13 protein-coding genes are annotated in these 12,252 nt (G+C 71.2%); 1 reads left to right on the forward strand and 12 read right to left on the reverse strand.

The features are described 5' to 3' along the window. Position 1 precedes the first annotated feature (1 nt). The 11 genes from SVTN_RS29550 to SVTN_RS29600 form a co-directional block, all read right to left on the reverse strand. Positions 2–886: an ABC transporter permease gene (locus SVTN_RS29550; protein ID WP_041131834.1), complete on the reverse strand. Its 885-nt coding sequence runs from the start codon at positions 884–886 to the stop codon at positions 2–4. Next, complete coding sequence (locus tag SVTN_RS29555) at positions 873–1,667, reverse strand: ABC transporter ATP-binding protein (protein ID WP_041131835.1); 795 nt, start codon at positions 1,665–1,667, stop codon at positions 873–875. Before SVTN_RS29555 ends, SVTN_RS29550 begins: the two co-directional genes overlap by 14 nt. 33 nt (positions 1,668–1,700) lie before the next feature. Beyond that, positions 1,701–2,819, reverse strand: a complete 1,119-nt coding sequence (locus SVTN_RS29560) for an aliphatic sulfonate ABC transporter substrate-binding protein (RefSeq protein ID WP_041131836.1) — start codon at positions 2,817–2,819, stop codon at positions 1,701–1,703. Positions 2,820–3,035: 216 nt separating this feature from the next. Further along, positions 3,036–4,379 (reverse strand): sulfate adenylyltransferase subunit 1, encoded by a 1,344-nt coding sequence (locus SVTN_RS29570; protein ID WP_041131838.1) that lies wholly within the window; start codon positions 4,377–4,379, stop codon positions 3,036–3,038. Beyond that, on the reverse strand, positions 4,380–5,315 hold the full coding sequence (gene cysD / locus SVTN_RS29575; protein WP_041131839.1) for a sulfate adenylyltransferase subunit CysD: 936 nt from the start codon (positions 5,313–5,315) through the stop codon (positions 4,380–4,382). Then, complete coding sequence (cysC, locus tag SVTN_RS29580; RefSeq protein ID WP_373412843.1) at positions 5,312–5,893, reverse strand: adenylyl-sulfate kinase; 582 nt, start codon at positions 5,891–5,893, stop codon at positions 5,312–5,314. Before cysC ends, cysD begins: the two co-directional genes overlap by 4 nt. Continuing rightward, complete coding sequence (locus tag SVTN_RS29585) at positions 5,875–6,582, reverse strand: phosphoadenylyl-sulfate reductase (RefSeq protein WP_041131841.1); 708 nt, start codon at positions 6,580–6,582, stop codon at positions 5,875–5,877. The genes cysC and SVTN_RS29585 overlap by 19 nt, the downstream gene beginning before the upstream one ends. Continuing rightward, positions 6,579–6,758: a hypothetical protein gene (locus tag SVTN_RS29590; RefSeq protein WP_041131842.1), complete on the reverse strand. Its 180-nt coding sequence runs from the start codon at positions 6,756–6,758 to the stop codon at positions 6,579–6,581. The genes SVTN_RS29585 and SVTN_RS29590 overlap by 4 nt, the downstream gene beginning before the upstream one ends. After that, positions 6,755–8,452, reverse strand: coding sequence for a nitrite/sulfite reductase (locus SVTN_RS29595; RefSeq protein ID WP_041131843.1), 1,698 nt, complete (start codon positions 8,450–8,452; stop codon positions 6,755–6,757). Before SVTN_RS29595 ends, SVTN_RS29590 begins: the two co-directional genes overlap by 4 nt. Positions 8,453–8,588: 136 nt before the next feature. Then, positions 8,589–8,672, reverse strand: a complete 84-nt coding sequence (locus tag SVTN_RS46420) for a putative leader peptide (protein WP_342669711.1) — start codon at positions 8,670–8,672, stop codon at positions 8,589–8,591. 143 nt (positions 8,673–8,815) lie between these two features. After that, positions 8,816–9,385: a GNAT family N-acetyltransferase gene (locus SVTN_RS29600; protein ID WP_041131844.1), complete on the reverse strand. Its 570-nt coding sequence runs from the start codon at positions 9,383–9,385 to the stop codon at positions 8,816–8,818. A 223-nt stretch (positions 9,386–9,608) separates the two neighbouring features. Between SVTN_RS29600 and SVTN_RS29605 the strand changes: the two genes are divergently transcribed. Continuing rightward, on the forward strand, positions 9,609–10,706 hold the full coding sequence (locus tag SVTN_RS29605; protein ID WP_041131845.1) for a hypothetical protein: 1,098 nt from the start codon (positions 9,609–9,611) through the stop codon (positions 10,704–10,706). Positions 10,707–10,716: 10 nt separating this feature from the next. Here the strand turns inward: SVTN_RS29605 and SVTN_RS29610 are convergent, their stop codons facing one another. Beyond that, positions 10,717–12,009, reverse strand: coding sequence for a helix-turn-helix domain-containing protein (locus SVTN_RS29610; protein WP_041131846.1), 1,293 nt, complete (start codon positions 12,007–12,009; stop codon positions 10,717–10,719). Between the last annotated feature and the right edge of the window lie 243 nt (positions 12,010–12,252).

Here is a 12,252-nt window from a genome sequence, read left to right on the forward strand (position 1 = left end):
GTCAGGCCTTCGTGAGCAGGCCGCGGCGGCGCAGGACCGCGCGCTCCAGCGGGCTGAAGATGAGCAGGTCGATGGCGATGCCGACGATCAGGATCAGGATGATCGCCAGGAAGATCCCGGCCATGTCGATGTTGTTGCGGCCGTTCTCCAGGAGCTGGCCGAGGCCGAGGCCCAGGTCCGGCGAGGAGGCGATGATCTCCGCGGCCATCAGCGAGCGCCAGGAGAACGCCCAGCCCTGCTTGAGGCCGGCCAGGTAGCCGGGGAGCGCGGCCGGCATCACGATGTGCCAGGCGCCCTTGAGGCCCGTCGCGCCGAGCGTCTGGCCCGCCCGCAGGAAGAGCGGCGGGACCTGGTCGACGCCGGCGACGAGGCCGTTGGCGATCGAGGGGACGGCGCCGAGCAGGATCACCGCGTACATCATGCTGTCGTTGAGGCCGAGCCACAGGACGGCCGGGGCGACCCAGGCCACCGAGGGCAGCGACTGGAGGCCCGCGAGGACCGGGCCGATCGCCGCGCGCACGAACTTCACGCGGGAGACGAGCAGACCCAGCGGGGTGCCGATGGCGAGCGCCAGGAGGAAGCCGAAGAGGGCCCGGGAGATGCTGGTCCAGAGGACCTGGAGGAGCGTGCCCTCCCGCCACATCGTGGTCAGGCTGTCCCAGACCGCGGACGGGGCGGGCAGCTTGTAGTCGTCCGTCACCTTCAGGGTGACGAGCAGCTGCCAGACCACCAGGACGAGCACGACGGCGACGACCGGCGGCAGCACCTTCTTGACCAGCACCTGGCGGACCGGGAGCCGCGAGACGTTCACGGTGTCGAGGGCGTCCAGGCCCGCTTCGAGGCCGGCGAGGTCGTCGGTGTTCGGGCTGATGTCAGTGCTGGCCATGGCGGCGGATCTCCCCACGCAGGTGCTCGGTGATCTCGAGGGACAGCTCCGCGACGGCGGAGTCCTCGATGCGGCGCGGCTGCGGGATGTCGATGCTCCACTCGTGCGCGATCCGGCCGGGCCGGGACGAGAGGAGGACGACGCGCTCGGCCAGCCGCACGGCCTCGCGCACGTTGTGGGTGACGAAGAGCACCGACAGTTTCGTCTCCCGCCAGATCCGGGTCAGCTCGTCGTGCAGCACGTCCCGGGTGATGGCGTCGAGCGCGGCGAACGGCTCGTCCATCAGGAGCAGGTCGCTGTCCTGGGCGAGCGCGCGGGCCAGCGCGACCCGCTGCCGCATGCCGCCGGACAGCTCGTGGACCCGCTTGTCGTACGAGCCGCCGAGCCGGACGAGGTCGAGCAGCCGCTCGGCCTCCTCGCGCCGCTCGGCCTTGGGCACCCCGCGCAGCCGCAGGGCGAGTTCGATGTTCTTGCCCGCGGTGAGCCACGGGAAGAGGGCGTGCTCCTGGAACATCAGGGCCGGCCGGCCGCCGGGGGTCTCGATGGACCCCGCGGACGGCCGGTCGAGCCCGGCAACCAGGTTGAGCAGCGTGGACTTGCCGCAGCCCGAAGCGCCCAGGAGGGTGACGAACTCGCCGGGGGCGACATCGAGCGAGATGTCGTCGAGGACGAGCTGCCCGCCGGCGGGTCCGCCGAAGGACTTGGAGACGTGCTCGATGCGGGCGGCATGGGTCACCGCCGCACGGTCCTCGGCCTTGGCGAGCGTCGTGGTCGTGGCCATGGTCGTCACCTCCTGGGTTTCAGCTGCGGGCTGTTACTTCGCGCCGAGACCGGCGTCGGAGACCTCGGGCTGACCCGCGGCCTTCAGGACCTTGTTGAGCGGCTTCAGGTCGTAGATCCCGGAGAGCTCGGGCTGCTTCAGGAGACCGGCCTTCACCGCGTGGTCGGCCTGGGTCTGCAGGGTGGACGCCAGCGGGTCGTTGGTGAACTGGATGGACGGCCACGCGGCGTCGATCACCTTCGCGCCCAGCGCCTTGCCCGAGAGGGCCTTCAGCTTGGCGTTGGCCGAGGCCTTCGCCTTGTCCTGGTTGGCGTTGATCCACTCGTTGGTCTTCACCGAGCCGCGCAGGAACGCCTCGACGACGTCCGGGTGCGCGGTCAGGAACTTCTGCGACACGATGATGTTCGTGATGACGAACTTCTTGTCCGGCCACAGGTCGGACTCGTTGAGCAGCACCTTCGCGCCCTCGCTGACCAGCTTCGACGCGGTCGGCTCGGGCACCCAGGCGCCGTCGATGGCACCGGAGGAGTAGGCGTTCGGGGTGACCTTGTTGTCCGTGCGGACCACGGAGACGTCGCCCTTGCCGCTCTGGGCGTCGACCTTCCAGCCCTTCTCGGAGATCCAGTTGAGGAAGGCCACGTCCTGGGTGTTGCCGAGCTGCGGGGTGGCGATCTTCTTGCCCTTGAGGTCGTCCAGGGTCTTGATCTTCGCCGGGTTCACCACGAGCTTCACGCCACCGGAGGCGGCGCCGCCGACGATGCGGAGGTTGGTGCCCTTGGTCTTGACGTAGCCGTTGATGGACGGCGAGGGGCCGATGAAGCCGATGTCGATCGAGCCGGCGTTCAGCGCCTCGATCTCGGACGGGCCCGCGTTGAAGGTGGTGGGGACCAGCTTGGTGCCGCCCAGCTCCTTCTGGAGGATGCCCTCCTGGTCACCGACGAGCGCGGTGGCGTGCGTGAGGTTGGGGAAGTACCCGAGCCGTACGGTGTCGGCGGAGAGCTTCTTGCCCTCGGCGGCCACCTTCTTCGTGGCGTCGTCGTCGTTCTTGGCCTCGGAGCCGTAGCCGCAGGAGGCGAGCGCGCCGATCAGCAGCGGCAGGGCGGCGGCGGCGGCCAGGCCGCGGCGCAGGGTGGTACGGGTGGTGGCAGGCACGGGTGGTGTTCCCCTCGGTTCGACTTCTCAGCGAAGTCTGCGTCTATGTCTTTCGGGGTGGAGCGGGTGGAGCGGGTGGAGCCGTGTCGCACCGCTCATGCGGCGCACAGAGGTCAGCACGCACATCGCGCGACACCTCCCATGCCCGCACCGAGGGCGCCGGAGCCGACCCGGCCGCCCTCCTTCGCGAAGGTGGCGTAGACGTCCCGTCTCATCTCAGAAATCCCACCCTTCTTCCTCGTCGACCGCGGCGACGGCCTTGGCCGTGGCGAAGGACTCGCCCGCCATGCCGGCCGCGAGCGTGGTGCCGTCCGCGGGGTCGATCAGCAGGAACGATCCCGTACGGCGGGAGTCGGCGTACGCGTCGAGCGCGAGCGGCTCGGCGGTACGGACCACGACGCGGCCGATGTCGTTGGCGACCAGCTGCCCGGGGTTCGGGTGCTGGGACAGGTCGTCGAGGGTCAGCCGCGAGGGGATGTCCTTGACGATCGCCTTGACCGTGCGCGTGGTGTGCTTGAGCAGGACCCGCTGGCCGACGGCGAGCGGCTGGTCCGCCACGTGGCAGACCGTCGCCTCGACGTCCTGGCTGGTGGCCGGGGCGTCGCCGCTCGGCGCGAGCAGGTCGCCGCGCGAGATGTCGATGTCGTCGGCGAGCCGGATCGTCACCGACTGCGGGGCCCAGGCGATGTCCACGGACTCGCCCAGCGCGTCGATGGCGGTGATCGTCGACTTCTTCCCCGACGGCAGGACGGTGATCTCCTCGCCGACCCGGAAGGCACCGGCGGCGATCTGACCGGCGTAGCCCCGGTAGTCGGGGTGCTCGGCGGTCTGCGGGCGGATCACGTACTGCACGGGGAAGCGGGCGTGGCAGGCCGTCAGGTCGTGGCTGACCGGGACGGTCTCCAGGTGCTCCAGGACCGTCGGGCCGCCGTACCAGTCCATGTTCGCGGACGGCTCCACGACGTTGTCGCCGGCGAGCGCCGAGATCGGGATCGCGGTGATCTCCGGGACGCCGAGCTCGGAGGCGTACGTCGTGAACTCCTCGGCGATCGCGGCGAAGACGGACTCCTGGTACTCGACCAGGTCCATCTTGTTCACGGCGAGGACCACGTGCGGGACGCGGAGCAGCGCGGCGACGGCCGCGTGCCGGCGGGTCTGCTCGACGACGCCGTTGCGGGCGTCGACGAGGACCACGGCCAGCTCGGCGGTGGAGGCGCCGGTGACCATGTTCCGGGTGTACTGCACGTGCCCGGGGGTGTCGGCGAGGATGAACCGGCGGCGCGGGGTCGCGAAGTAGCGGTAGGCCACGTCGATCGTGATGCCCTGCTCGCGCTCGGCCCGCAGACCGTCGGTGAGGAGCGCCAGGTCGGGCGCCTCCTGGCCGCGGGAGCGCGAGGCGTGCTCCACGGCCTCCAGCTGGTCGGCGAGGACCGACTTGGAGTCGTGCAGGAGCCGGCCCACCAGGGTGGACTTGCCGTCGTCGACGGACCCGGCGGTGGCGAAACGCAGCAGGGTGGTGGCCGCCAGCTGGTCGGACAGCTGCTCGGTGGACGTGCTCATTTAGAAGTACCCTTCGCGCTTGCGGTCTTCCATCGCGGCCTCGGACAGCTTGTCGTCGGCCCGGGTGGCGCCCCGCTCGGTGAGCCGGGAGGCGGCGATCTCGGCGATGACGGCGTCCAGCGTGGTGGCGTCGGAGTCGACGGCGCCGGTGCAGGACATGTCGCCGACGGTGCGGTAGCGGATCAGCCGCTTCTCGACCGTCTCCGACTCCTTCGGGCCGCCCCATTCGCCGGCCGTCAGCCACATGCCGCTGCGGGCGAACACCTCGCGCTCGTGGGCGAAGTAGATCTCGGGGAGCTCGATCTTCTCGCGCTGGATGTACTGCCAGACGTCCAGCTCGGTCCAGTTGGACAGCGGGAAGACGCGGACGTGCTCGCCGGGGGCGTGCCGGCCGTTGTAGAGCTGCCACAGCTCGGGGCGCTGGCGGCGCGGGTCCCACTGCGAGAACTCGTCGCGCAGCGAGAACACCCGCTCCTTGGCGCGGGCCTTCTCCTCGTCGCGGCGACCGCCGCCGAAGACGGCGTCGAAGCGGTGCTGCTGGATCGCCTCGGTCAGCGGGACGGTCTGCAGCGGGTTGCGGGTGCCGTCGGGGCGCTCGCGGAGCTTGCCGGCGTCGATGTACTCCTGCACGGAGGCCACGTGCAGCCGCAGCCCGTGCTGGGCGACGACGCGGTCGCGGTACTCGATGACCTCGGGGAAGTTGTGCCCGGTGTCGACGTGGAGCAGCGTGAAGGGGATCGGCGCGGGGGCGAAGGCCTTCAGCGCCAGGTGCAGCATGACGATGGAGTCCTTGCCGCCGGAGAAGAGGATCACCGGCCGCTCGAACTCGCCCGCCACCTCACGGAAGATGTGGACGGCCTCGGACTCCAGGGAGTCGAGGTGCGACAGCGCGAACGGACTGTCCGTGGTGTCGTGAGTGTGGACGACGGTGGTCACAGCAGACCCCTCTCGGTGAGCAGCGCGTGGAGCTGCGCCGCGGACTCCTGCACGGTCTGGTTCTGGGACTCGATCCGCAGATCGGGGTTCTCGGGCGCCTCGTACGGGTCGTCGACGCCGGTGAGGCCGGAGATCTCGCCCGCGGCCTGCTTGGCGTAGAGGCCCTTCACGTCGCGGACGGAGCAGACCTCCACGGGGGTGGCCACGTGCACCTGGACGAAGGCGGTGCCCTCGGCCTCGTGGCGCTTGCGGACCGCCTCGCGGCTGTCGTCGTACGGGGCGATGACCGGGACCAGGACCTTCACGCCGTGCGAGGCGAGCAGCTCGGCGACGAAGCCGATCCGCTGCACGTTGGTGTGCCGGTCCTCGCGGCTGAAGCCGAGGCCCGCGGAGAGGAACTCGCGGATCTCGTCGCCGTCGAGGATCTCGACGGGGTGGCCCTCGTCGCGGAGGCGGCCGGCCAGCTCGTACGCGATGGTGGTCTTTCCGGCGCTCGGCAGGCCGGTGAGCCAGATGGTGGCACCGGTCACGTGGTTCTCCTGGGGTGTCTGAGTGTCCGTCATCCGTGCAGCCCGCATTCGGTCTTGGCGCGGCCCGCCCAGCGTCCGGCGCGGGCGTCCTCGCCCTCCAGGACGCGGCGGGTGCAGGGGGCGCAGCCGACGGAGGCGTACCCGTCCATGAGGAGCGGGTTGGTGAGGACGCCGTGCTCCGTGACGTACGCGTCGACGTCGTCCTGCGTCCAGCGGGCGATGGGGGAGACCTTGACCTTCTGCCGCTTCTCGTCCCAGCCGACGACCGGGGTGTTCGCCCGGGTCGGGGACTCGTCGCGGCGCAGGCCGGTGGCCCACGCGCCGTACGCGGTGAGGCCCTCCTCCAGCGGCTTGACCTTGCGCAGCGCGCAGCACAGGTCGGGGTCGCGGTCGTGGAGCTTCGGACCGTACTCGGCGTCCTGCTCGGCCACCGTCTGACGCGGGGTCAGGGTGATGACGTTGACGTCCATGACGGCGTCCACGGCGTCGCGGGTGCCGATGGTCTCCTCGAAGTGGTAGCCCGTGTCGAGGAAGACGACGTCCACGCCGGGCTTGACCCGGGAGGCGAGGTGGGCGACGACCGCGTCCTCCATGGAGGAGGTGACGCAGAAGCGGTCACCGAAGGTGTCCACGGCCCAGCGGAGGATCTCCAGCGCGGAGGCGTCCTCCAGATCGCGGCCGGCCTGCTCGGCGAGTGCCTTGAGGTCGGCCGCGGTCGTATCCTGAGTGACCGTCATATGTCTTCCCTTCCAGTGGTGTTGCCCGAAGTCGCCGGGGCGAGGAGCCCCAGGAACTTCAGCTGGAAGGCTCGACTGCACGCGGCGCATTCCCAGGCGCCGTGACCCTGCTCGTTGGGACGCAGGTCCTCGTCCCCGCAGTAGGGGCAGAAGAAGGGGGCTGCGCGCTCGCTCACGACAGCGCCTCCTCGGAGGCGCGGGCCGCCCAGGTCGCGAAGCGCTCGCCGGTCTCGCGCTCCGCCTGGAAGCGCTTGAGGACCCGCTCCACGTAGTCCGGGAGCTCGGCAGCCGTGACCTTGAGGCCGCGGACCTTGCGGCCGAAGCCGGCCTCGAGGCCGAGCGCGCCGCCCAGGTGCACCTGGTAGCCCTCGACGCGGTTGCCCTCGTCGTCCAGGACCAGCTGGCCCTTGAGACCGATGTCCGCCACCTGGATGCGGGCGCAGGCGTTCGGGCAGCCGTTGATGTTGATCGTCAGCGGCTCGTCGAACTCCGGGATCCGGCGCTCCAGCTCGTCGATGAGCGAGGAGCCGCGGCCCTTCGTCTCGACGATCGCGAGCTTGCAGAACTCGATGCCGGTGCAGGCCATCGTGCCGCGCCGGAACGGCGAGGGGGTGACCCGCAGGTCCAGCGCCTCCAGGGCGGAGACGACCGACTCGACCTGCGCCTCCTCGATGTCGAGGACGAGCATCTTCTGCTCGGCGGTGGTGCGGACCCGGCCGGAGCCGTGCGCCTCGGCGACCGCGGCGATCTTCGTCAGGGTGGCGCCGTCGACCCGGCCGACGCGCGGCGCGAAGCCGACGTAGAACTTGCCGTCCTTCTGCTTGTGGACGCCCACGTGGTCGCGCCAGCGGCCGGCGGGCTCCGAGGGGGCGGGGCCGTCCGTCAGCTTGCGCTTCAGGTACTCGTCCTCCAGGACCTGGCGGAACTTCTCCGGGCCCCAGTCGGCGACGAGGAACTTCAGCCGGGCGCGGTTGCGCAGCCGGCGGTAGCCGTAGTCGCGGAAGATCGAGATGACGCCCTCGTAGACGTCCGGGACCTCGTCGAGGGAGACCCAGGTGCCGAGGCGGACGCCGAGCTTCGGGTTGGTGGACAGACCGCCGCCGACCCAGACGTCGAAACCGGGGCCGTGCTCCGGGTGCTCCACGCCGACGAAGGCGATGTCGTTGATCTCGTGCGCCACGTCGAGCAGCGGCGAGCCGGAGACCGCGGACTTGAACTTCCGGGGCAGGTTGGAGAAGTCCTTGTTGCCGACGATGCGCCGGTAGATCTCCTCGATGGCGGGGGTGCCGTCGATGATCTCGTCGGCGGCGATGCCGGCCACGGGGGAGCCGAGGATGACGCGCGGGGTGTCGCCGCAGGCCTCGGTGGTGGACAGGCCGACCGCCTCCAGGCGGTTCCAGATCTCGGGGACGTCCTCGATGCGGATCCAGTGGTACTGGACGTTCTGCCGGTCCGTGATGTCGGCGGTGCCGCGGGCGAACTCCTCGGAGATCTCGCCGATGACGCGGAGCTGTTCGGTGGTCAGCCGGCCGCCGTCGATGCGGACGCGGAGCATGAAGTACTCGTCGTCCAGCTCCTCCGGCTCCAGGACGCCCGTCTTGGTGCCGTCCAGACCCTGCTTGCGCTGGGTGTAGAGGCCCCACCAGCGCATGCGTCCGCGCAGGTCGTTGGGGTCGATGGAGTCGAAGCCGCGCTTCGAGTAGACCGTCTCAATACGTGTCCGCACATTGAGACCGTCGTCGTCCTTCTTGAACTGCTCATTGCCGTTCAGGGGGGTGAAGTGCCCCACGGCCCACTGACCCTCGCCACGGTGGCGCCCGGCCTTGCGGCGGGCGGCGGCGGGAGTGGGGTTTTCCGGGGTGGCGGCCATGGCGTTTCGTCCTTCGGGACTGCGAGAGGGCGGCTCTGACCTGCACACTCACGCTCAGGTCAGAGGGTGGCGCGTCAGTGCGCAGCAGGATGGGGCAGAGTCGGGCTTGAAAGAAATCGCGGCGGTGCTGGTTCTCTCAGCGCGCCGGACAGACGGCGCTGGACATGCGGCCGAGGTCGACGTGCCGCCGACTCACCAAGGCAATTCCAGTTCCAGACATGACGGAAGCGTGTCACGGGAGTTTGGACGCAGTCCAGCATCGTCCAGCATTCGGACATAGATGTCTCGGTCAGTGAGATGCTGTGTCGTGGGTCACGCGAAAGGGGCCCCGTCGGGGCCCCTTTCGTACGGTCGGCGCGTGCCTCAGGCGTGGGCGCCGGGCCAGGGGCCGGGGGTCTCCGACTCCTCGACCTCCTCCACCTTGGTGTCGAAGAGCCGGAAGCCGCGCCGCTCGTAATTGGCCATCGCGTGCGGGCCGTCGAGCGAGCAGGTGTGCAGCCAGACGCGCTTCGTGGGCTCCCGGTCCGGCCAGCGCTCGGCCAGGTCCCAGGCGCGCGCCGTTCCGAAGGAGAGGAGGTGCCCGCCGATCCGGCGGCCGCGGAAGGCGGGGATCAGGCCGAAGTAGACGATCTCGACGACGCCCTCGGGCTGCGGGTCGAGCTCCACGTATCCGGCCGGCGTCCCCCGGTCGTACGCCACCCAGATCTCGGCCCCCGGCTTCTCGACGATCTCCTGCCACTGCTTGTACGAGAGCGGCAGACGGTCGTTCCAGCGGATGTCGCCGCCGACCGCCGTATAGAGGAAGCGGCTGTACTCCGGCGAGGGCACCTCGGCGCGCGCGATCGTGATGTCGTCGCCCTCCGGAGCGGGGGAGGGGCGGAGATCGGACGGCGAGGTCTGTTCGAGGGACCAGGTGGTGAGAGTGATGCTCATGGGGTCATCGCATCATGCGGAGCGCCGGATTCCCACCCTGTTCGGTACCGGCGGACAGCCTGTCCGCCATGCGGACAGATGGTGTCTCCGGGCGTCCCGGAGCCCGTCCGCCGAGGCGCATGACCTCAGAGGTAATCGACCCCCGCACCGCCCTCCCGGCAGGGTGAGCGCACCGGGACGGCACACGGCCGCACCCGGTGATCGACGACATGAGGGGTACGACATGGGTACGGGTCGGCGTGGTCTGGCGGGCATCGCGATGGCGACGGCGATCGTCGCGGGAGCGGCGGTCACCGTGACGACGGCTGAGGCGCTGCCGGGCGGGGCGGCCACGATCGCGCGGGGCGACTGCCCGGCGGCGCGGGAGAAGGTCGAGCGGCTGGAGGGCCGCATCACCCCCAATGCCTGCGCCTTCATGGAGAGGCAGATCACCTTCGGTGAGATGCCGACCGGTACGCCGCCCGCGTACGGCGATCTCGCCCACCCCCGGGTCCGTGCCTACCTCGACATCTTCGACCCCGAGGCCACGCTCTGGGAGGCGGGGAGCGCCGCGCAGCGCGGCCGCACCGCGATCGGCACCTCCATCACCGGCTCCCTGGGCCTCGCGCCCAGCCTCACCTACCGGGGCACGGACGTGGTCGCCGACGGCAGCACCGTGATGTTCGGGCAGTGGAACGAGGTCACCCTCAAGGGCCACACCGTCGCCTATCCGCAGATCGCGCGGAACGTCCTCGGCGACGAGGGCCGCACCCTCCAGGCCCGCCGCTACTACGACCGGGCGGTCCTCTTCCGCGACACCCTGCCGGGGGTGGCGCCCGCGCCGCTGTTCGCGGGCATCACGGACGCGGGAACGCCCGGGGACGGCGAGCGATCCCAGGCCGGCCTCCCCGACCAGACAGGCCTCCCCGTCCAGGCCGGCTTCCGGGCCCGGGCCGAAGAGGTCCCGGAGCGTCTCGCCGCCTGGAACGCCGGGGACGTCGACGCCCTCCTCGCCCGCACCCGGGGCGCCCGGCTCAACGGACCGGGACTCGCCGCCCCGCTCGCCTCCGAGGCCGGCAAGCGCGCCTACCTGCAGCGCCTCTTCGCCACCGCCGACCTCGACCTCAAGGCGGGCCAGGTCGCCGTCGGCGAGACCACCACCTATGTGGAGTGGCACGGCACCGTCTCCGTGCACGACGGCGAGAAGATCCGCACCGGCGTCCCCTTCGGGATCGTGGAGCGCTTCGGCCCCGGCGGGGAGTGGGAGCTGTACTTCGACACCCTGCCGCTGGTCGCGACCCAGGCCGAGATCGGCACCCTCTTCCAGAAGCTCGCCTCCTGAGGCCTGCCGGTCAGGCGGGGGTCGCGGCGCGGACGGCGGGGGCGGTGGAGTGGGGCAGCAGGTCTCCCGGGCGCTCCGGGCGCAGGACCTCCACCGCGACCTCCTCCCGGAAGCGGTACGGGCGGTGCGCCAGGACCCCCGCCAGGTTCCGCCGCACCCGGGACATCTCGGCCCGTACGGTCACCGTCCTCGTACGGTCCCCGAACACGTCCTCCGCCAGCTCCGCCGCCGTCCGCCCGTCGCGGTGCAGCGCCAGGACGTAGAGGAGCTCCGCGTGCCGGGGGCTGAGCTCCTGCTGCCAGCTGCCCGCCACCCCCGAGACGGCCACCGTCCAGCGACGCGGCCGGCTCAGGTCCAGGACCACCCGGCTCGCCGCCTCCGAGCCCGGCTCCTCGGGCCGGTTCTCCTCCTCGACCCGCAGCAGCCAGCCGCCCGGCAGCGGCTCCACCGCGCACACCCCGAGCGAGGGCAGCCAGACCCGACCCGCCCGGAACGACTTGGGCAGCGGGATCCGGTCCACCGGCGCGAGCCCCGTCACCGCCGCCGTCCAGCCGTGGGCGTCCACCGCGACGGCCCGGCCGCCCACCCGGCACAGGATCGGCGCGGCCACCGCCCGCAGCCGCTCGATCGACCGGCGGTGCCGCTCCCGCATCTCCGCCTCGGCGAGCTGCGCCACCGAGCCGACCAGGGCCAGCATCGCCGGATGGAAGCTGGACGCGGGACCGCTCACGTCCAGGATCCCCAGGAGCCGCTGGTCGCGCGGGTCGTGCACGGGCGCGGCGGCGCAGGTCCAGTTGTGCAGCGACTGCACGTAGTGCTCGGCGGAGTGCACCTGCACCGCCCGGCCCATGGCGAGCGCCGTGCCGACCGCGTTCGTCCCGGTGGCGTGCTCGCTCCAGGCCGCGCCCTCCTCCAGGCAGATGCTGTGCGCCTGCCGCAGCACGGCGAGGTTCCCCTGGCGCCACAGCACCCGGCCGTGCTCGTCGGTGACCACCATGATCTGGAGGGAGGCGTCGGCGATGCCGGCGAGCCCGCCGCTCAGCGTCTGCATGACCTCGGAGAGGAGCGTGGTCCTGCGCCGCTCCTCCAGCTCGTCGCGCCGGAGCAGCACGCTGCTCGTGTCCTGGTCGGGGTCGAGACCGAGGCGGGCCATCCGCTGCCAGGACGCGTCGATCACCGGGCGGGGCGCGATCGGCGGCCGCCGGCCGGCCAGGGTCTCCTCGCGCACCCGGTGCAGCAGCCGGGTGGCCTGGGCGGCGTCCATGGAGGCGAGCCGCTTCATGTCGAGCTGCGTGTTGTTCATCGGTCTCTCCCAGCCACCCGGGGGTGCTGTATCGGTTCTGCACAGGGCAGATGTCCGGAGTGTCGGTGCCCATCGTGCCGTCCGGGACCACCCGACGAGCCCGGTTCGGGTAATCCTGCAACCCTTTGCAACTCTGGCGATCGACCGCCCCCCTGAGTGAGTCTGGTGCGAGCGGCGGGTGGTGCCGTGTCGGCGCAGCACCACCCCCCGCTTTTCCGCGCGTACCGGCCTGAAGAGACACCC

The sequence above is a fragment of the Streptomyces vietnamensis genome, assembly GCF_000830005.1.
In the GTDB taxonomy this organism is placed as follows: Bacteria; Actinomycetota; Actinomycetes; order Streptomycetales; family Streptomycetaceae; genus Streptomyces; species Streptomyces vietnamensis.

Coding starts and splice junctions, on each gene's coding strand:
- SVTN_RS29605 (WP_041131845.1), top strand. CDS start 9,609: ATGGGTACGGGTCGGCGTGGTCTGGCGGGCATCGCGATGGCGACGGCG.
- cysC (WP_373412843.1), bottom strand. CDS start 5,893: ATGCGGGCTGCACGGATGACGGACACTCAGACACCCCAGGAGAACCAC.
- SVTN_RS46420 (WP_342669711.1), bottom strand. CDS start 8,672: ATGTCTGGAACTGGAATTGCCTTGGTGAGTCGGCGGCACGTCGACCTC.
- SVTN_RS29570 (WP_041131838.1), bottom strand. CDS start 4,379: ATGAGCACGTCCACCGAGCAGCTGTCCGACCAGCTGGCGGCCACCACC.
- SVTN_RS29555 (WP_041131835.1), bottom strand. CDS start 1,667: ATGGCCACGACCACGACGCTCGCCAAGGCCGAGGACCGTGCGGCGGTG.
- SVTN_RS29610 (WP_041131846.1), bottom strand. CDS start 12,009: ATGAACAACACGCAGCTCGACATGAAGCGGCTCGCCTCCATGGACGCC.
- SVTN_RS29585 (WP_041131841.1), bottom strand. CDS start 6,582: ATGACGGTCACTCAGGATACGACCGCGGCCGACCTCAAGGCACTCGCC.
- SVTN_RS29595 (WP_041131843.1), bottom strand. CDS start 8,452: ATGGCCGCCACCCCGGAAAACCCCACTCCCGCCGCCGCCCGCCGCAAG.
- SVTN_RS29550 (WP_041131834.1), bottom strand. CDS start 886: ATGGCCAGCACTGACATCAGCCCGAACACCGACGACCTCGCCGGCCTC.
- SVTN_RS29600 (WP_041131844.1), bottom strand. CDS start 9,385: ATGAGCATCACTCTCACCACCTGGTCCCTCGAACAGACCTCGCCGTCC.